General features: G+C 70.2%; 17 protein-coding genes. 12 read left to right on the top strand and 5 right to left on the bottom strand.

Annotated elements, in window-relative coordinates; all coding sequences use genetic code 11:
* Positions 1-47 precede the first annotated feature (47 nt).
* Positions 48-1,040, top strand: a complete 993-nt coding sequence (gene hemB, locus SLW52_RS06925; protein WP_043094219.1) for a porphobilinogen synthase — start codon at positions 48-50, stop codon at positions 1,038-1,040.
* 273 nt (positions 1,041-1,313) lie between these two features.
* Here the strand turns inward: hemB and SLW52_RS06920 are convergent, their stop codons facing one another.
* Entirely contained in the window at positions 1,314-2,303 is a 990-nt protein-coding gene (locus SLW52_RS06920; protein ID WP_320739824.1) for an NAD-dependent epimerase/dehydratase family protein, read from the bottom strand.
* Positions 2,304-2,394: 91 nt separating this feature from the next.
* Here SLW52_RS06920 and SLW52_RS06915 point away from each other — a divergent pair, with 91 nt between their 5' ends.
* A complete protein-coding gene (locus SLW52_RS06915) occupies positions 2,395-3,282 on the top strand; it encodes a LysR family transcriptional regulator (RefSeq protein WP_320739823.1) in 888 nt (295 codons plus the stop codon).
* A gap of 116 nt (positions 3,283-3,398) precedes the next feature.
* Here the strand turns inward: SLW52_RS06915 and SLW52_RS06910 are convergent, their stop codons facing one another.
* A complete protein-coding gene (locus SLW52_RS06910; protein ID WP_043094222.1) occupies positions 3,399-4,154 on the bottom strand; it encodes a DNA/RNA non-specific endonuclease in 756 nt (251 codons plus the stop codon).
* A 200-nt stretch (positions 4,155-4,354) separates the two neighbouring features.
* On the opposite strand from SLW52_RS06910, the gene SLW52_RS06905 reads away from it, so the two are divergent.
* On the top strand, positions 4,355-6,862 hold the full coding sequence (locus SLW52_RS06905) for a sulfite reductase flavoprotein subunit alpha (protein WP_320740073.1): 2,508 nt from the start codon (positions 4,355-4,357) through the stop codon (positions 6,860-6,862).
* A 269-nt stretch (positions 6,863-7,131) separates the two neighbouring features.
* Here SLW52_RS06905 and SLW52_RS06900 read toward each other — a convergent pair whose 3' ends face one another.
* Positions 7,132-8,022: a TolB-like protein gene (locus SLW52_RS06900; RefSeq protein WP_320739822.1), complete on the bottom strand. Its 891-nt coding sequence runs from the start codon at positions 8,020-8,022 to the stop codon at positions 7,132-7,134.
* A gap of 52 nt (positions 8,023-8,074) precedes the next feature.
* Here SLW52_RS06900 and aroE point away from each other — a divergent pair, with 52 nt between their 5' ends.
* From aroE to SLW52_RS06855, 9 genes are all read left to right on the top strand, one after another.
* On the top strand, positions 8,075-8,923 hold the full coding sequence (gene aroE, locus SLW52_RS06895; protein WP_152236826.1) for a shikimate dehydrogenase: 849 nt from the start codon (positions 8,075-8,077) through the stop codon (positions 8,921-8,923).
* A gap of 37 nt (positions 8,924-8,960) precedes the next feature.
* Entirely contained in the window at positions 8,961-9,305 is a 345-nt protein-coding gene (locus SLW52_RS06890; protein ID WP_267085650.1) for a hypothetical protein, read from the top strand.
* Positions 9,306-9,435: 130 nt separating this feature from the next.
* Entirely contained in the window at positions 9,436-9,780 is a 345-nt protein-coding gene (locus tag SLW52_RS06885; RefSeq protein WP_267085649.1) for a hypothetical protein, read from the top strand.
* Between the two features lie 43 nt (positions 9,781-9,823).
* A complete protein-coding gene (locus SLW52_RS06880) occupies positions 9,824-10,180 on the top strand; it encodes a hypothetical protein (protein WP_017915430.1) in 357 nt (118 codons plus the stop codon).
* A 67-nt stretch (positions 10,181-10,247) separates the two neighbouring features.
* Positions 10,248-12,377 carry an ATP-dependent DNA helicase DinG gene (dinG, locus tag SLW52_RS06875; RefSeq protein WP_320739821.1) on the top strand — a complete coding sequence of 710 codons (2,130 nt, stop codon included), beginning with the start codon at positions 10,248-10,250 and terminating at the stop codon, positions 12,375-12,377.
* Positions 12,378-12,523: 146 nt separating this feature from the next.
* A complete protein-coding gene (locus SLW52_RS06870; RefSeq protein WP_295928840.1) occupies positions 12,524-13,021 on the top strand; it encodes a hypothetical protein in 498 nt (165 codons plus the stop codon).
* A 305-nt stretch (positions 13,022-13,326) separates the two neighbouring features.
* On the top strand, positions 13,327-14,850 hold the full coding sequence (gene katB, locus SLW52_RS06865; RefSeq protein ID WP_320739820.1) for a catalase KatB: 1,524 nt from the start codon (positions 13,327-13,329) through the stop codon (positions 14,848-14,850).
* A 64-nt stretch (positions 14,851-14,914) separates the two neighbouring features.
* On the top strand, positions 14,915-15,472 hold the full coding sequence (locus SLW52_RS06860; protein ID WP_320739818.1) for an ankyrin repeat domain-containing protein: 558 nt from the start codon (positions 14,915-14,917) through the stop codon (positions 15,470-15,472).
* Between the two features lie 234 nt (positions 15,473-15,706).
* Positions 15,707-17,278 carry an SDR family oxidoreductase gene (locus tag SLW52_RS06855; protein WP_320739817.1) on the top strand — a complete coding sequence of 524 codons (1,572 nt, stop codon included), beginning with the start codon at positions 15,707-15,709 and terminating at the stop codon, positions 17,276-17,278.
* A 58-nt stretch (positions 17,279-17,336) separates the two neighbouring features.
* Here the strand turns inward: SLW52_RS06855 and SLW52_RS06850 are convergent, their stop codons facing one another.
* Together SLW52_RS06850 and SLW52_RS06845 are read right to left on the bottom strand one after the other, a co-directional pair.
* Positions 17,337-17,765, bottom strand: a complete 429-nt coding sequence (locus SLW52_RS06850) for a hypothetical protein (RefSeq protein ID WP_152181846.1) — start codon at positions 17,763-17,765, stop codon at positions 17,337-17,339.
* A 154-nt stretch (positions 17,766-17,919) separates the two neighbouring features.
* Positions 17,920-18,387, bottom strand: a complete 468-nt coding sequence (locus SLW52_RS06845) for a metallophosphoesterase family protein (RefSeq protein WP_320739816.1) — start codon at positions 18,385-18,387, stop codon at positions 17,920-17,922.
* Positions 18,388-18,749: the final 362 nt, after the last annotated feature.

The raw sequence follows: 18,749 nt of genomic DNA, 5'->3' as shown, positions 1-18,749 counted from the left end.
CGCGACTGGCGCGGCCTCCCAACATCCGCCCACCCAGGAGCCTGCACGTGGCCCATCCCCACTATCGCCCCCGGCGCATGCGCCGCGATGCCTTTTCGCGCCGCCTGATGCGCGAACACACCCTCACCGTCGACGACCTGATCTGGCCGGTGTTCGTGCACGACGTGCCCGGGCGTACCCCGATCGCGTCCATGCCGGGCGTGGAGCGGCTGTCGATCGAAGAACTGCTGAAAGAGGCCGAGGCCGCGCTGGAACTGGGCATCCCGGTGATCGACCTGTTCCCGGTGATCGACCCGGCCGGCAAGTCGCTGGACGCGGCCGAGGCCTGGAACCCGGACGGCCTGGCGCAACGCGCGGTGCGCGCGCTGAAGATGCGCTTCCCGGAGCTGGGCGTGATGACCGACGTGGCGCTGGATCCGTACACCAGCCACGGCCAGGACGGCATCATCGACGACCGCGGCTACGTGCTCAACGACATCACCGTCGAGGCGCTAGTGCAGCAGTCGCTGTCGCATGCGCAGGCCGGCGTGGACATCGTCTCGCCGTCGGACATGATGGACGGCCGCATCGGCGCGATCCGCCGCGCGCTGGATGCCGACGAACATCTGCACGTGCGCATCATGGCCTACTCGGCCAAGTACGCCTCGGCGTTCTACGGCCCATTCCGCGAGGCGGTGGGCAGCGCCGGCAACCTCGGCAAGGCCGACAAGACCACCTATCAGATGGACCCGGCCAACGGCGACGAGGCCCTGCGCGAGATCGCGCTGGACCTGGAAGAAGGTGCGGACATGGTGATGGTCAAGCCCGGCATGCCCTACCTGGACGTGGTGCGGCGGGTGAAGGACGAATTCCGCGTGCCCACCTTCGCCTACCAGGTCAGCGGCGAGTACGCGATGCTCAAGGCGGCGATCGGCAACGGCTGGCTGGACGAGCGCGCCTGCGTGCTGGAGTCGCTGATGGCGTTCAAGCGCGCCGGCGCCGACGGCGTGCTGACCTACTTCGCGCCGCAGGTGGCGCGCTGGCTGCGCGAGGCGCGCTGAGCCGGCGTCCGCTTGTTGGAGGCGCCTCCGTTGCGACGCCGTTCTCGGGAAGGCCCTGTCGCGACTGAAGGGCACCTCCAGCAACGGCGAAGGCCATTGGGAGGAGCGGTTCAAGCCGCTCCTGCCATCGAGACAGCACATCATGCCGAGCCGCGGCAATGATGCGTCATTCGAGGTGCCCTGAAGTCGCTCCTGTACAGGCAGCGATCTTGCGATCCATTTGCGTGGATCTTCGTAGGCGCGGCGTCAGCCGCGCCTACGCACACATCGGCGTCATGTCGATGGTGTCGCCGCCGGCAGACAGCCCAGCCCCTGCAGCGTCGCCTCCACCGCCACGTCCAGCGGCGTATGCGGTTCTTCGCCGAGCAGTTCCAGCAGCCGCGCATTGCGCATGCGCAGCGGGTGCCGCCACAGCGGGCGCATCTCGTGCAGTTCGCGCGCCAGTGGCCAGAACGGCTGGGCCAGGGTCAGCAGCGGCCACGGGAAGCGGCGGGTGCGCGGCGGCGCCAGGCCATGGCGTTGCGCCACCCGCGCGATCGCCGCGGACATCTGCGTGCCGTCGGCGTCCCAGTGCCCGTCCATGTGCAGGCGGGCGAACGCCGGCAGGCGCGTGCGCTGTTGCAGCAGCGCCAGCATGGTCCGCGCCACGTCCGGCACGTAGGCCCATTGGTGGCCGACACCTGGATCGCCCGGCAGGGTCACCGTCGTGACCGGCCGTCCCGGTCGCACCAGCCCCTGCGCGAACCAGCTGTTGCCCACGCGCGGGCCGAAGAAGTCGCCGGCGCGCACCACGATCGCCTGTGCGCCCTGGGCGGTCGCGGCCTGCAGGCGCCGCTCCAGTTCCACCCGGATCGCGCCCTTGCGGGTGACCGGGGCCTGCGGCGCGTCTTCGTCCGGCGCCGGATAGGCGTCCGGGCCGTAGTTGTAGACCGTGCCCGGCAGCACCACGGTGGCGCGCTCGGCGATGGCCGCGGCGGCGGTGTTGTCGATCATCGGCAGCACCAGCTCCGACCAGCGCCGGTAACCGGGCGGGTTCACCGCATGCACGATCACCGCGCAGCCCTTGGCCGCTTGCAGCACGTCGGCCCGTTGCAGCGCATCGCCGCGCTGCCAGTGGATGCCGTCGCGCTCTTCGCTGGGGTGGGCGAGGCCGCGCTGCAGGGCGCGCACCTGCCAGCCGGCGTCGCGCATCTGCCGCGCCAGTTCGCCGCCGATGCCGCCGCTGGCGCCCAGCACCAGGGCCGTGGAAGAAGAAGAGGACATGGCAGCGCTCCGTCGGGGTCGGCGCTCAGTCTCGGTGCGGGTACCGCAGAAGAAAATTGGCGAAGAGCGCCGACCAGCTATACATTTCTGTATGGACAATACGATCGGCTGGGAACTCTACCGCTCCTTCCTGGCGGTGCTGGAGGAGGGCTCGTTGTCGGCGGCGGCACGCGCGCTGGGGCTGACCCAGCCCACGGTCGGCCGTCACGTGGCGGCGCTGGAACAGGCGCTGGCGGTGCCGCTGTTCGTCCGCTCGCAGACCGGCCTGTTGCCCACCGATGCCGCCCTGGCCTTGCGCGGGCATGCGCAGGCGATGGGCAGCCTGGCCGCGTCGCTGCAGCGCGCGGCGGGCCGCCACGGCGATGCGGTGCGCGGCACGGTGCGCATCGCCGCCAGCGAGGTGATCGGCGCGGAAGTGCTGCCGCCGGTGCTGGCGGCCTTGCGCCGCGCGCATCCGCACCTGCGGCTGGAACTGGTGTTGAGCAATCGGGTGCAGGACCTGCTGCACCGCGAGGCCGACGTGGCGGTACGCATGACCCGGCCCACCCAGGACGTGCTGGTCGCGCGCCGCGTCGGCGAGGTGGCTGTGGCGCTGTTCGCGCACCAGGACTACGTGGACCGGCATGGCCTGCCGCAGGCGCTGGAGGAACTGCCGCAGCACGCGCTGATCGGTTTCGATACGGAAACGCCGTTCCTGCGCGCCGCCCGCAGTGCGCTGCCGCCGTGGCGGCGCGAGGCGTTCGCGTTGCGCGCCGACAGCGACCTGGCGCAACTGGCCTTGCTGCGCGCCGGCTGCGGCATCGGCTTCTGCCAGGTCGCGCTGGCGCGGCGCACGCCGGCGCTGCTGCCGGTGCTGCCGCAGCAGGTGCGCGTCGGCTTGGAGAGCTGGATCGTGATGCACCAGGACGTACGCGGCAGCGCCGCCTGCAGTGCCGTGTTCTCGGCCCTGGTCGAGGCGATGACGGCGCACACCGCCTGAGGGGCGTGCGCTTGCGGTGGCGGCCGGCTGGCGCACACGCGCCGCCGGCCGCCCAAGCCGGGCAGGGATGTCAGGATGCTTTTACGAATCCCCAATCCCGAATCCCCAATCCCCGCTTACGGCAACGTCAGCGCGATCGGGTTGGCCTTCATGCTGGCGCTGATCGCCGGGAACGGATCCACGCCGGACATGGTGATGACGTCGTTGATCGACACCACGTCGCAGTTGATGGTGCTGTCGTTGACGCACATGTAGGCGGCCGCGCCGTTGCCCGGTTCGTACACCGCCTTCCACACGTAGTCCGGGATCTGCACGTGGTCGGCGCCGATGCTGCTGCGCGTGCCGCTGTCGAAGGCCGGGCCGGTGACCACATAGACCTCGCCGCGCTGCTTGGCCAGCTGACGCACCTGCTCTTCGATCCGCGCCCACTCGCCGGTGTTGAGCTTGTGGTCCTGCGGGACCACGTTGGCCATCGAGAAGGTTTCCTTCTCCGAGCTGGTGGTCGAGGCGTCGCCGGCCGGGGTCATGTGGCCGCGGTCGAAGCCGGAGTTGGTGTAGTCCGAGGTGTGCGAGCGGTCGGCGGCCGGGATGCCGGTCTCGTCGTGGAAGGAGCCGACGCGGCCGATCGATTCGGCGCCGGCGACCTGCTGGTCGGTGATGTGCTCGGCCGAGTACAGCGGACCCTTGGTCACGCCGGAGGCCATCAGCACGTATTCGGTATGGCAGACCTCGGTGGTGCGGCTGGTGATCGACGCGTCGAGCGTCGGCGCCTTGCCGCCGGCGTAGAGCGTGGGACAGCTGGTGGCGGCGCTTGCCGCCTGGGCGGCGAACAGCGCAAGCAGGGCAAGACAACCGCGCAGGGAGACGGACATTGCAGGAACCTCGGCTGGTCAGGGGAGGTGAAGAAACTGGCGAGATTCGATGTCTGTCGGGTGACCGCTGGATGTGCCGCAAATGGCAACTGCGCCGTGGGTCACGCTTGGTGGTAGACGCCGCGCGGCGACGGATCAATCGCATGCGATAAGCGTTCTCATTTACAATGCGCGACCGCCCTGTCTCGCACCGCGCCGACGTGATCAAGTCCTTGTTGTTCCAGCTGCACTGGCTGCTCGGCATCAGCGCTGGGCTGGTGCTGTCGGTGATGGGCCTGAGCGGGGCCACGCTCGCCTTCGAGGACGAGATCGTGCGCCTGGCCAATCCGCCGCTGGCCGCCATCGCCGCGCGTCATGCCGCCGGCGAGCAGCCGCTGCCGCTGGCCGAACTGGCGCGGCGCCTGGACCTGGAAGGGGCGCACCGCAGCAACCGCGTGTTGATCGATCCGACCGGCACGCGGCCGTCCGCGGTGCGCCTGCCCGGCCGCGACGGCGGCCGCCTGTACTTCGACCCCTACACCGGCGCGGTGCTGCCGGCGCCGCGCCTGGATGGGTTCTTCTCCTTCGTCGAAGACCTGCACCGGCGCCTGGCCGCCGGCGAGCGCGGCAAGGCGGTCACCGGGGTTTGCGCCTTCGTGCTGATCTTCTTCTGCCTGTCCGGCCTGTACCTGCGCTGGCCGCGGCGCTGGTGGAGCTGGCGCGCCTGGTGGGCGGTGGAGTGGAACCGGCAGGGGCGCAGCTTCCTGTGGAGCCTGCACTCGGTGATCGGCACCTGGTGCCTGCTGGTGTACCTGCTGATCGCCGCGACCGGGCTGTACTGGTCCTACGACTGGTACCGGCAGGGGCTGGTGGCGATGCTCGGCGGCGATGCCGCACCCAAGGAGAAGGAAGGCGGCCGCGGCGGGAAGCCACCGGCGGTGGACTACGCGCGGCTGCAGGCGGCCCTCGCCACCGTGCCGGCCGCGCAGCGCGCCTACCTGGACCTGCGCCTGCCCGGCCGCAGCGGCCAGCCGATCGTGGCCCGCTACCTGCCGCCCAATCCGGCGCACGACCGCGCCTACGACAGCGTGGAGGTCGATCCGGCCAGTGGCCGCGTCCTGCGCCACCTGGAGTATCGGCAGCAACCGCTGGGCCGGCGCCTGCTGACCAGCATGTTCGCGCTGCACAGCGGCAGCTTCTTCGGCCTGCCCGGGCGCGTGGCGATGCTGCTGGCGAGCCTGTGCATGTCGCTGTTCTTCGTCACCGGCTGGATGCTGTACCTGGACCGCCGGCGCAAGAAGCGCGCATTGCGCGCCGCGCGCCGCGCGCTGCCGGGGCTGGTCGGCGATGCCGCCGGCGCCTGGCTGGTGGGCTTTGCCAGCCAGAGCGGCCTGGCCGAGCGCCTGGCCTGGCAGACCGCCGCGCAATTGCAGGCCGCCGGGCTGGCGGTGGAGGTGCGTTCGCTGGCGCAGCTGGACCTGGCCCAGCTACGCGGCAGCCAGCGCGCGCTGTTCGTGGTCAGCACCTTCGGCGACGGCGAACCGCCGGACGCGGCGCGCGGCTTCGTGCGCCGCGTGCTGCGCCAGGCGCAGGCCCTGCCGGAGCTGCGCTACGCCATGCTCGGCCTGGGCGATCGCCAGTACCCGCAGTTCTGCGGCTTCTCGCGGGAGGTGCAGCACTGGCTGGACGCGCAGGGCGCACAGGCGCTGTTCCCGCCGCTGGAAGTGGACAACGCCGATCCGCAGGCACTGGCGCAGTGGCAATGGCAACTGTCCGCGCTCACCGGCGTGGCGGCGTCGGCGCCGGTGCTGCAGGCGCCGGAGCCGCTGGACTGGCGCCTGACCAATCGCGTCCTGCTCAATCCCGGCAGCGCCGGCGCGCCGGTGTGGCGTATCGACCTCGTGCCGCCGCCGCAGGCGCACTGGCATGCCGGCGACATCCTGGAAGTGCAGCCCTGCCATGCGGCCGACGCGATCCGCACCTGGCTCGCCGCACAGGCGCTGGACGCGGAACAGGCGGTACAGGCCGATGGCCTGCGGCAGCCGCTGTGGCAGGCGCTGGCGTCACGCGCGCTGACGCCGCCAACGCCGGGCGACGACCTGCAGGCCTGGCTGGACGCGCTGCCGACCCTGCCGCTGCGCGAATACTCGATCGCTTCGGTGCCGGCCGACGGGCTGCTGCAATTGGTGGTGCGCCTGACCCTGCGCGACGACGGCCGCCCCGGCGTGGGCGCCGGCTGGCTGTGCCAGCATGCGCCGGTGGGCGCGGTGCTGCGCGCGCAGGTGCGCGCCAACCCCGGGTTCCGCCGGCATGGCGATGCGCCCATGCTGCTGATCGGCAACGGCACCGGTATCGCCGGCCTGCGCAGCCTGCTGCGCGAGGCCGCGCAGGCCGGTGTGCAGGGGCACTGGCTGCTGTTCGGCGAACGCAATGCCGCGCACGATGCGCTGTTCGGCGACGAGCTGCGCGCCTGGCGCGACGCCGGCCATCTGCAGCGCCTGGACCTGCTGTTCTCGCGCGACCAGGCGCACAAGCGCTACGTGCAGGACGGGTTGCGCGAGTCTGCCGACGCGGTCCGCGACTGGGTGGCGCGTGGCGCCACCGTGTACGTCTGCGGCAGCCTCGCCGGCATGGCGCGCGGCGTGGATACGGCGTTGCGCGAGATCCTGGGCGAGGACACGCTCGATGCGCTCAGCGCGGATGGGCGCTATCGGCGCGATGTGTATTGAGGCGATGCGCCGATCGCAGTGCGATCCAGGGTCTTCTTGCGTGCCAGCCCCGATCGTCGCTGCGCATCATGGTGACGGGCAGAGGACGGTGGCAGCAATTTCAGCGAGCCACTGATCCGAGCGGAATGCGCGCGTGCAGCAACCGGGCGATGCGTCCGAGTGCCATGCGTCGGGACTGAAGTCCCTCCCACAACGGCCTTCTGGTCCCGCTTGTTGTGTGTCGGCGCGGCAGCAGACCGGCATCTGCCTCGCGTCGCCGCGCAATCCGCTTACCTGCAGTCGCCGCTACCGGTGGCGGCCGGTGCCTTGATCCGGTACAGGTCGCGCTTGCCGGCCTTCGGCGCGCGGGCGCTGCCGGACAGCAGCAGTTCGCTGGGCTTGGACGCATCCAGCACGGCGCCGGCCGTGTGGCCGTCGCTGCCGTTGAACGATAGCGACAGCGGCTGCGGATCCACGTAGCGGCCGCCGGCGCATTGCGCCAGCAGCACCTGGCTGCTCGTACCGCCATGGGCACGCGCGAACAGCAGCGCACGGCCGTCGCCCAGCCACGCCGCATCGGTCTCGTCGTCGGCGCTGTTGACCCCGGCCAACGCCTGCGGTGCTGCGAACGCCTGGCCCTCCTGGCGCGCCACGAACAGGTCTAGGCCACCGGCGCCGCCATGGCCGTCGCTGGCGAACAGCAGCCGCGTGCCGTCCAGCGACAGGGTCGGCGCACGCTCGTTGCCCGGCGAATTCACCGCCGCGCCCAGGTTCTGCGGCGCGCCGTAGCCGCCGTCGGCCAGTACCGGCGCGCGGTACAGGTCGCTGCCGCCATGGCCGCCGGGGCGATCCGAGGCGAAGTACAGCCAGCGCCCATCGGCGCTGAAGAACGGGTCGCTGTCCAAGCTCGGCGAGTTCACGGGCGCCGGCAGCGGTTGCGGGTCGCGCCAGCGGCCGTCGCGCAGCAAGGCCTGCCACAGGTCGCCGCCGCCGGGCCCGCCGGCGCGGTCGGGACTGGCCCAGACGATGCGCTGGCCGTCGGGCGCGACGCTGGCGCGGGTCTCGTCGGCGGCGGTCGATACCACGCCCATGCCCTCGATGCCGAATTTGGAAAGCGCGAACGCACACGGCGCGCAGAGTAAACTCGCGGCCAGCGCGAGCGGCAGGGCAGGGGTCCGCATGAGGGATTCCATGGAATGTCGCCGCCAGTCTAAAACAACCAACGAGCGCTCCATGCCCAACTCCCGTTTTGCCGTGTTCGGCCATCCCGTCGCCCATTCGCTGTCGCCGCACATCCATGCCGCCTTCGCCAAGCAGACCGGCATCGCCCTGCAGTACGAGGCGATCGACGTCCAGGCCGACGGGTTCGCCGCGGCGCTGGCCGCCTTCGCCGCCGCCGGCGGTGTCGGCGCCAACGTGACCCTGCCGCTGAAGGAAGCCGCGTTCGCCCTCAGCGTGGTGCACAGCGCACGCGCGCAGTCGGCCGGTGCGGTCAACACCCTCAGCTTCCGCGACGGCCAGTGGCATGGCGACAACACCGACGGCGCCGGCCTGGTGCGCGACCTGACCGGCCGCAACGGCCTGGACCTGCGTGGCCGCCGTGCGCTGCTGCTGGGCGCCGGCGGCGCCGCGCGCGGCGTGGCGCCGGCGCTGCTGGAGGCCGGCGTACAGCAACTGGTGGTGGTCAACCGCGCGCCGGAACGCGCCGACGCGCTGGTCGATGCGCTGGGCGAGCCGGCGCGCGCGATCTCGCGCTACTGGGAGGACCTGCGCGAGCTTGGCGATTTCGAGCTGATCGTCAATGCCACCACCATCGGCCGCGACCCGGCCGCCAGCTTCACCCTGCCGCTGTCGCTGATCAACAGCATGACCCTGGCGGTGGACCTGAACTACGGCGAGGTCGCGATCGCGTTCCTGGCCTGGGCGCGCGCGGCGCACTGCCGCGACACCGTGGATGGCCTGGGCATGCTGGTGGAACAGGCCGCCGAGAGCTTCGAGGCCTGGCACGGCGTGCGCCCGGACACCGACCCTGTGTACGCCGCGCTGCGCGAGCGCGATGCCGTGCTGGTCAGCGCCGACTGAAACACTTCGCCTCCACCCTCTATCCGGGAATAAACGCATGGACGAATCATTGATGCTGCAGGTTCTGACGCGACTGCTCACGCAGTTGCCGCTCGCGCTGGTCTATGTGGTCGGACTGGCGCTGCTGTTCACGCGCCGTCCCGGCCGTGCGCGCACCTTGGGAATCTGCGGGCTGGCGGTCCTGCTGCTGGCCCTGGGCCTGGGGCTGGCGTTGTCGTTCGTGCCGATGTGGTTGATTTCCCAAGGCCATAGTTACTCGTCGATCTCGAGCTTGTTGGGCATCGTCAACGGCGCGGTCGCCTTGATCTTCGCGGTGGGCATGCTGCTGGTGGTGCTGGCGTTGCGCTTCGCCATGCCGCCGCGCGTCGCAAACCCGCACTGATGGCGTCGCGGCGACCCGCGTCCAGGGAGATCGTGCTGCGAGAACCGCAGGGACGCCCGGGCCGCGCCTATGGCGTGGTCCTGGTCGGCGCCGATCGCCTCGTTCGCTGCTCATCAAGAGGAGGTCCTGCGTGGACCCTGTCGCCGTGAACTATCTCTTGCTCACCGCGCTGTTCCAGTTCCCGATCCTGGCGATGTCTGCGGTCGGGCTGGGGTTGCTGGCCACGCGCGGCCCTGGCCGGCCGCGTACCCTCGGCTTGTGGGGGTTGGGCGTGCTGGTGCTGGTCGTGGTACTGACGACGGGCATGTCGTTGTTGCCGGCGTGGCTGATGTCGCGCGCGGCGAACGCGACCGAATCCAACCTGTGGATGGTCATGTCGGAGGCGATCGTCGCGCTGCTGACGGCAGTGAGCGCGCTGTTGCTGGTGCTGGCGTTGTGGTTCGCCCTGCCGGCGCGGCGGGCGCCATCGCACTGAAGAACAAGGGCGTGCGTCGTCCAGGGAGGCGAGGATGTTGGCGATGAGCGTGCACCCGGTGTTGGACATGAGCGTGCTGACCGGCGGGCTCGGCCTGCTGGCGCGGCTGTTGCTGCCGCTGATCGCGTTGCTGCTGCTCCCGCGGCTGGCGCCGGGCCGCGCACGCACGCTGGCGCGGCTCGGGCTGACGGTGCTGTTGATGGGCGCGATCCTGCCGCGCCTGTTGAACGCGGTGCTGGGCTGGGTGGAACTGATGACGCCCCAGTTCCGCGGCACCCATCCGGACGCCTATGCGCTGGTGCATCTGCTGGACGATGCGCTGTACGTGGCCGGGCTGGCCTTGCTGCTGCGCGCGCTGTGGCTGGCGCTGCCGCGCAAGGCCGCGCCGCCGCCGCCATAACGCGGCGCGCAGCGCCGTTCAGTTCCCGCGTTTCAGTCCTTGCGACGGGACGTGAGAAAATGCCGGGATGACCGATTCCGCTTCGCCGTCGACGCCGCCCGCGTCCGGCCCGTCCCCGCGTCAGCTCACCGAACCGGTCAAGCTGGCGATCCGCGATGCCTACGCCAAGCTGCAGGCCAATACGCCGGGCTTCCGCGTGCGCCGCGCGCAGAGCCAGATGATCGGCGTGGTCTCGCGCGCGCTCGGCACCTCCGGCGGCGTTGGCGTGGCCGAGGCGCCCACCGGCGTCGGCAAGAGCCTGGGCTATCTGACCGCCGGCGTGCCGATCGCCCTGGCGAGCAAGAAGAAACTGGTGATCAGCACCGGCACGGTGGCGCTGCAGTCGCAGCTGGTCGAGCGCGATATCCCGGCCTTCCTCAAGGCCACCGGGCTGGAGGCCACGGTGGCGCTGGCCAAGGGCCGCACCCGTTACTTGTGCACGCGCAACGTCGCCGAGCTGCATGGCGAGGCCGCGCAGGACAGCATGTTCGAGGACGAGACGCCGCTGTACGACCGCCCGTTGAGCCCGGCCGAGGCCGAGCAGGCGCGGGCGTTGGCCAAGGCCTACGCCGACCGGACCTGGAACGGCGACCTGGATGCCACGCCGGAGCCGGTGCCGCCCTCGCTGCGTGCGCGCATCACCACCAATGCGGCCGGCTGCGCCGGGCGGCGCTGTTCGTTCGCGGTGCAGTGTCCGGTGCTGAAGGCGCGCAGCGAGGTGCGCGATGCGCAGATCGTGGTCACCAACCACGCCCTGCTGCTGTCGGCGCTGTCGCTGGGCGACAGCGACAACGGCCAGCCGCTGATCGCGCCGCCGTCGGACATGCTGCTGGTGCTCGACGAGGGCCACCACATCGCCGGCGTCGCCATCGACCAGGGCGCGGCGAACCTGCCGCTGGACGAGATGGCGCGGCGCACCGGCCGCCTGCAGGCGCTGGTCGGCGCCGCCTACCGGCTCGCCGACAAGGACCGCATCGGCAACCAGTTGCCCAACGAGGCGGTCGAACTTGCCGCGCAGGTGGCCAAGGGCCTGAAGGCGTTCCGCGCCGAGATCGAACGGGTATGGGTGCCGGAGCCGGGCCAGGACGAACCGATGTGGCGCGCGCCCAACGGCCGCCTGCCCGAGGACTGGAAGCCGCTGATCGATGCGCAGGCGCAGGACACTGGGGCGCTGCTGAACTGGGTGCAGGCCGCACACCAGATGGCGGCCAAGTCCAAGCAGGAGGACGCGGCTAAGGAACGCCTGCAGCGCAACCTGGGCATGGCCCTGGAGATGGTCGAGCAGCAGTACGCGCTGTGGCTGGGCTGGCGCCGCGAGGACCAGGACGGGCAGCCGCCGATGGCGCGCTGGATCACCGCCTCGCGCGATGCCGATCTGATCTGCCATTGCTCGCCGGTGTCGGCCGCGCAGGTGCTGCGCTCGCTGCTGTGGAGCGAAGTGGATGCGGCGGTGCTGACCTCGGCCACGCTCACCGGCGGCGGCGACTTCCAGGCGCTGGCGATCGACAACGGCCTGCCCGCGCATGCGGAGATGGTGTCGCTGTCCTCGCCGTTCGATCTGCCCAACCAGGCCGAACTGATCGTGCCGGCATTCCCGGTGGCGCCGGACGACCGCGAGGGCCATCCACGCGAAGTGGCGCGCTACCTGATGCGCGAACTGGACTGGGGCAAGGGCTCGATCGTGCTGTTCACCTCGCGCTGGAAGATGCTCAAGGTCGCCGACCTGCTGCCGATCGCGCAGCGCAACCGCGTGCTGGTGCAGGGCGACGGCTCCAAGTCGCAGATGATCGGCGAGCACATGCGCCGCATCGGCGCCGGCGAAGGCTCGGTGCTGTTCGGCCTCAATTCCTTCGGCGAGGGCCTGGACCTGCCGGGTGAGGCCTGCACCACGGTGGTCATCACCCAGGTGCCGTTCGCGGTGCCGACCGATCCGCAGACCGCCACGCTCGGCGAATGGTTCGAGAGCCGCGGCCTCAACGCCTTCAACCTGATCGCGGTGCCGCACGCGCTGCGCACCCTGACCCAGTTCGCCGGCCGCCTGATCCGCACCGCCGACGACCACGGCCGCGTGATCATTCTCGACTCGCGGCTGCTGACCAAGCGCTACGGCAAACGCATCATCGACGCGCTGCCGCCGTTCAAGCGGGTGATCGGCTAGGTGATGTGACGTCGGTTGGGTTGTCGATGTGACGCCGTTTGCCGAGCTGGCATCGCACTGAGGGCAACGGCGTGCGGTCGCCGCCGCGGCGCGGACAGGCCGCGCGCGCTGGTCTAGTATCGCGGGCGACAGGGGGAAACATCATCATGCGAATCGCCACACGCTGGGCGTTCGGAGCGGCGTTGTGCGTGCTGACCGGCATCGCCGCGGCGGGTCCGACCGGTGCACCGACAGACGACGCTGCCGCGGCGGCGCCGGCCAATCCGGCCTATCGCACGCAACTGCTGCAGTTGATCAGCGACGACGCGCAGGCGCGCGCCGATCTCAAGCGGGACTACTCGCCGCAGCGTCTGCAGCACGATACCGTCTCGTTGCGCGCGTATGCACGCGAAGTGCGCATGGCGCAGAAGCAAAGCCAGGAGCGCCTGACCGATCTGATCCGACGCCAGGGCTTTCCCGATGCGCAGGCGGTCGGCGCCGACACGGCGCACGCGGTGTTCCTGATCGCCCAGCGCATCACCGAGTCGGCGTTCCGCGCCGACTTCCAGCGCGGCATCGATGCGGCCGTGCAGCGCGCCGCCTACAGCCAAGCCGATCAGGCCCTGTTCGCCGATCGCAGCCGCGCGCTGAGCGCCAAGCGCTAGCGTCCGCCGTCGCGGCGCTACGCGCGGTGCATCGCGCCGCGGTGCGCTTGCGGCCGCATCGCCAGGCATCGCCGCTGCCGCTGGCACGCGCGCGCGTCTACATTTTGCGGTCGATCTGCGGCTGCATCGTCGTCGAGTGACGCAGCGACGACGCTGCAGCTGCAACGGATTGCGCGCTCTACCAATGGTCGCGATCACAGTGCGCGGATGCGATTGGCCGCGTCGATGGCATCGATCGCAAGGAACGAATGTTCTGCGCGTCGCACTCCCGCCATGCTGCAGCTCCCTTCACACGAGCCGACGCCATGCGCCCTGGATCCCTGTTGTTGCTTGTCCTGTTGTCGCCTTCCCTGATCCTGTCGGCCAGCGCCGCGCAGTCCACGCTCACCCGCGACAATGGCGCGCCGGTGGGCGACAACCAGAACTCGCAGACCGCCGGCCCCAACGGCCCGACGTTGCTGCAGGACGTGCAACTGATCCAGAAGCTGCAGCGCTTCGATCGCGAGCGCATCCCAGAGCGCGTGGTGCACGCGCGCGGCACCGGCGTGCATGGCGAGTTCACCGCCACCGCCGACATCTCCGAGCTGAGCAAGGCCAAGGTGTTCGCGCCGGGCACGACGACGCCGGTGTTCGTGCGCTTCTCCTCGGTGGTGCACGGCAACCATTCGCCGGAGACGCTGCGCGATCCGCACGGTTTCGCCACCAAGTTCTACACCAGCGAAGGCAACTGGGACCTGGTCGGCAACAACTTCCCGACCTTCTTCATCCGCGATGCGATCAAGTTCCCGGACATGGTGCATGCGTTCAAGCCGGACCCGCGCACCAACCTCGACGATGATTCGCGCCGCTTCGACTTCTTCTCGCACGTGCCCGAGGCGACCCGCACCCTGACCCTGCTGTACTCCAACGAAGGCACGCCGGCCGGCTACCGCTTCATGGACGGCAACGGCGTGCATGCCTACAAGCTGGTCAACGCGCAGGGCCAGGTGCACTACGTAAAGTTCCACTGGAAGAGCCTGCAGGGCCTCAAGAACCTGGATCCGCAGCAGGTGGTGGCGGTGCAGGGCAAGGACTACAGCCACCTGACCAACGACCTGGTCGGCGCGATCAAGCGCGGCGACTATCCGAAGTGGGACCTGTACATCCAGGTGCTCGCGCCCGAGGACCTGGCCAAGTTCGACTTCGATCCGCTGGACGCCACCAAGATCTGGCCAGGCGTGCCCGAGCGCAAGATCGGGCAGATGGTGCTGAACAGGAACGTGGACAACTTCTTCCAGGAGACCGAGCAGGTGGCGATGGCGCCGGCCAATCTGGTGCCGGGCATCGAGCCGTCTGAAGACCGCCTGCTGCAGGGGCGCATCTTCTCCTACGCCGACACGCAGTTGTACCGCGTCGGCACCAACGGCCTGAGCCTGCCGGTGAACCGGCCGCGCGTGGCGGTCAACAACGGCAACCAGGACGGCGCGATGAATGCCGGCAGCACCAGCAGCGGCGTGAACTACGAGCCGAGCCGTCTCAGCCCGCGGCCGCAGGATCCGAACGCGCGCTACAGCCAGTTGCCGCTGTCCGGCACCACCCAGCAGGCCAGGATCGCGCGCGAGCAGAACTTCAAGCAGGCCGGCGAACTGTTCCGCGGCTACAGCAAGAAGGAGCAGCAGGACCTGATCCAGAGCTTCGGCGAATCGCTGGCCGGCACCGACGACGCGAGCAAGCACATCATGCTGTCGTTCCTGTACAAGGCCGACCCGGCCTACGGCAGCGGCGTGGCGCGGGTGGCCAAGGGCGACCTGGCGCGGGTCAAGCAACTGGCCGCGCAGCTGCAGGATTGATCCGTCCCACGCGCGGCCCGGCGGCGGTATCGCCGCGCCGCGCACTTTCTTGCGGAGACTCCCCATGCGTCGTGTTGTCCTCTTCCTTCTTGGCCTCGCGGTCAGCGCCACGGCGGTCGCTGCACCGGCCGCACCTGCGGCGCCCGATCCGGCCGCGGTGCAGGCGCAATTGCGCAGCTATTTCTTCGATGCCGCGCGGCAGGGCCGCCAGGACATGCTGGCCGAGTTCATCCGCGCCCATTACGACCTCGATACGCGCGACGACAAGGGCTACACCGCGCTGATCCTGGCCGCCTACCATGGCCAGCAGGCGGCGGTGGAGCAGTTGCTGCGCGCCGGGGCCGACCCCTGCGCGCAGGACAAGCGCGGCAACACCGCGTTGATGGGCGCCATCTTCAAGGGCGAGCTGAGCATCGCCAAGCGGCTGATGCAGGCCGATTGCGCGCCGGACCAGCGCAACAACGCCGGTCAGACCGCGGCCATGTATGCGGCGCTGTTCCAGCGCACCGAGGTGCTGAAGGACCTCGCCGCCAAGGGCGCCGACCTGCAGGCCAGGGATGCGCAAGGCAACGACGTGGCCAAGCTGCAGCGCGGCGAGTTCGCGACCACACCAGCGCGCTGAGCGGCCCCGGCCCGCCTCCGGGGCGGGGTGTCGGGCACGGCGATCGCAGCGCGCGTGGATCGCAAGCCGCGGATCGGCGAAAATGCTGGGGTGGCCGGTCCCTCCGGCCCGCCGCGGCCTGTGCCGCTGCCGTTCCCGCTTCTGCGGACGGTGGCGCATCAGGGCCGCGTGCTGCCCTGTCGGCATCGTGCCGGCGCTCTGCCGCGGCTCGCCGTCGCCCATCCCGGATCTGTCTTGAACGCCACTGCCCCTGTTTCTCCCGACGACCTGCCCCTGGCCGAGCGCCTGCGCATCGCCCTGGAACTGCTCGAGACCATCGCCGCCGACCGGCGCGTGCTCGATACCCTGCCGGAAGCCGAGCGGGTGCGTCTGCTGCAGGTGGTCGCCCAGGTCTTCAATCCCGAGCCCAAGGCGCGGCGCAAGCTGCTCAAGGAACAGGCGCGCGAGCGCCACCAGGAGAAGGTGCGCAAGGCCGAGGAGCTGCTGGCGCAGACCGGCATCCGCGCGCTGCGGCGCAAACCGGTATTCAGTACGCCCAACTATTTCCCGCCGCACACCCCGGAAGCGCTGACCCATGCGCAGGCCGTGGCCGAGGCGCCGGCGGTGCATTCGCCCGAGTTGCGCCACTGCTACGTGTGCAAGCAGAAGTACACCGAGCTGCATCACTTCTACGACCAGATGTGCCCGCCCTGCGCCGAGCTGAACTACTTCAAGCGCACCGAGACCGCGGACCTGCGCGGGCGCGTGGCGCTGCTCACCGGCGGCCGGGTCAAGATCGGCTACCAGGCCGGGCTCAAGCTGCTGCGTGCGGGTGCGGAGCTGATCGTGACCACGCGCTTCCCGCGCGACTCGGCCGCGCGCTACGCGGAAGAGCCGGATTTCGCCGAGTGGGGCCACCGCCTGCAGGTGTACGGGCTGGACCTGCGCCACACGCCCAGCGTCGAGGCGTTCTGCAGCGAGCTGCTGGCGACCCGCACGCGCCTGGATTTCATCGTCAACAACGCCTGCCAGACCGTGCGCCGGCCGCCGCAGTTCTACGCGCACATGCTGGCCGGCGAGACCGCCGCGCTGCACGACCTGCCCGAGCACGTGCGCCGGCTGGTGGGCCAGTACGAAGGCCTGCGCGGCCCCGATCTGCTGCCGGCTGGGGGCAACACGCAGATGGCCGGGGCGGGCCAGGGGCGCAGCGGTGCCGACGGCCTGCTGCGCGCCGCGGAGCTGTCGCAAGTGCCGCTGCTGGCCGACGACCTGCTCGCCCAGCAGCACCTGTTCCCGGAGGGGCGCCTGGACCAGGACCTGCAGCAGGTCGACCTGCGCGGGCGCAACTCCTGGCGCCTGCTGCTGGACGAAGTGTCCTCGGTGGAACTGCTGGAGACGCAACTGGTCAACGCGGTCGCGCCGTTCGTCCTCAACGCGCGGCTCAAGCCGCTGATGCTGCGCACGCCCGAGCGCGACAAGCACATCGTCAACGTGTCGGCGATGGAGGGGCAGTTCTACCGCAACTTCAAGACCACCCGGCATCCGCACACCAACATGGCCAAGGCCGCGTTGAACATGATGACCCGCACCTCGGCGGCCGACTACCAGAACGACGGCATCCACATGAACAGCGTGGACACCGGCTGGGTCACCGACGAGGATCCGGCCGAGATCGCCGCGCGCAAGGTGGAGGAAGAGCGCTTCCATCCGCCGCTGGACATCGTCGACGGCGCCGCGCGCATCGTCGATCCGATCATCCACGGCTTCAACACCGGCGAGCACGTGTGGGGCCAGTTCCTCAAGGACTACGCGCCGACGGATTGGTGAGGCGACGCGCCGCCGCGATCGCGACGGTGCGCGACGTGCGTCCGCGCCTGCGCGCCGTCTAGCCGAGCGTGCGGTCCACGGCCGTCGCGGCAGCGTTCTCGGCGTCCTTCTCGCGGCCCCAGAACTCGACCATGATGGTCATCATGGTCCACACGATCAGCGTCGGCTGCACCTTGTCCGGCAGCAGGGCCTGGCCCTTGAGCATCACGTCGATCACCTTCGGTAGCGCCAGCACCATCAGCAGGGTGTAGATCGCGTACGCCACCCGGTGCCGGCTGCTGGAAATGAACAGGATCGAGATGACCAGGCTGGCGAGGACGCCCAGGACCACACCGAACTGCCAGGCGTTGAGGCGCTCGGTGCCGGTGAGCACCAGGCCCAGGACGGCACCGAAGAACATGTTCAGGCCGTTGAGATTGGCCTGGTACTCGTCCCTGGTCATGCGGCCGAGGCCGACCTTGCCGAACACGTTCCATCCCTTGCGCATGCTCGCTCCCCATCGCATTGCCGCATCCTGGCGTCGCCACGCCTTCCGCTGGCCGCACGCCTCCCCGCCTCCACTGTAGCGAAGATCGCGCGCGTTCGTCGCCTGCCCGCCGCGTGTCGCGTGTCGGTGCGCCCCGGCGCGGGAGCCGCCTGCGCTAGCCCAGGGTCTGCAACTCGCCGCGCGGGCCGGTCGGTGTCAGATACAGGTGGCCGAGGCTGATCGGCAGGCGGAAACGGCGCGGTCCGGCACTGCCCGGGTTGAGGTAGAGCACGCCGTCGTGGGTCTCCAGCAAGGGCTTGTGCGAGTGGCCGCTGATCACCACGTCCACGCCGTCGACGACGCGCGCCAGGGTCTTCAGGTCGTGGCGCACGTGCAGGCGGACGCCGTCGATGTCCAGGTCCAGGGTCTCGGGCAGCGCCTGTGCCCATGGCGCGGTGTCGATGTTGCCGCGGATCGCGTGTAGCGGTGCCAGTTCCCGCAGTGCGTCGATCACGTCCGGTTTGCCGATGTCGCCGGCATGCACGATCGCGGCGCAGCCGCGCAAGGCCGCCAGCGCCTCGGGGCGCAGCAGGCCATGGGTGTCGGCGATCACGCCGAGATGCAGCGGTCGAACGGGACGCATCGGTGGTGCTTCCTGGTGCGTGACAGCGTGCAGGCTACCCGTTCGGACGTGGTGGCGTCGTTGCGACCTGCGCGTGCTGGCCTGTTTCGTGAGGCGCTGGCGCCAGCGAGCCGAGAGCGGACGTAGAGATCGTATCGACATCGACAGCGACGCTTGGTGCATCACCGGCGCGTATCGGGATGCACCCGATGTTGCATCCGCGGCAGTTCCGGCCTGGGCGTCGTACCGCTGTGCATTAACCCGCACGTAGCGGCGTGCAGCGTCATGGCGGCATGCGCACGCGACGTGTTGTACCGTTGCCGCGCGCCGCCCGTGCCGTCGCACGACATCGCAAGGCGGTGCCGTTTCTTCTCCAGCAGACT

Origin of the sequence: Xanthomonas sp. LF02-5, from assembly GCF_034105325.1 — a bacterium.
GTDB lineage: Bacteria > Pseudomonadota > Gammaproteobacteria > Xanthomonadales > Xanthomonadaceae > Xanthomonas_A > Xanthomonas_A sontii.
The sequence above is the reverse complement of the archived record's forward strand: the minus strand, read 5'-3'. Positions and strand labels throughout refer to the sequence as shown.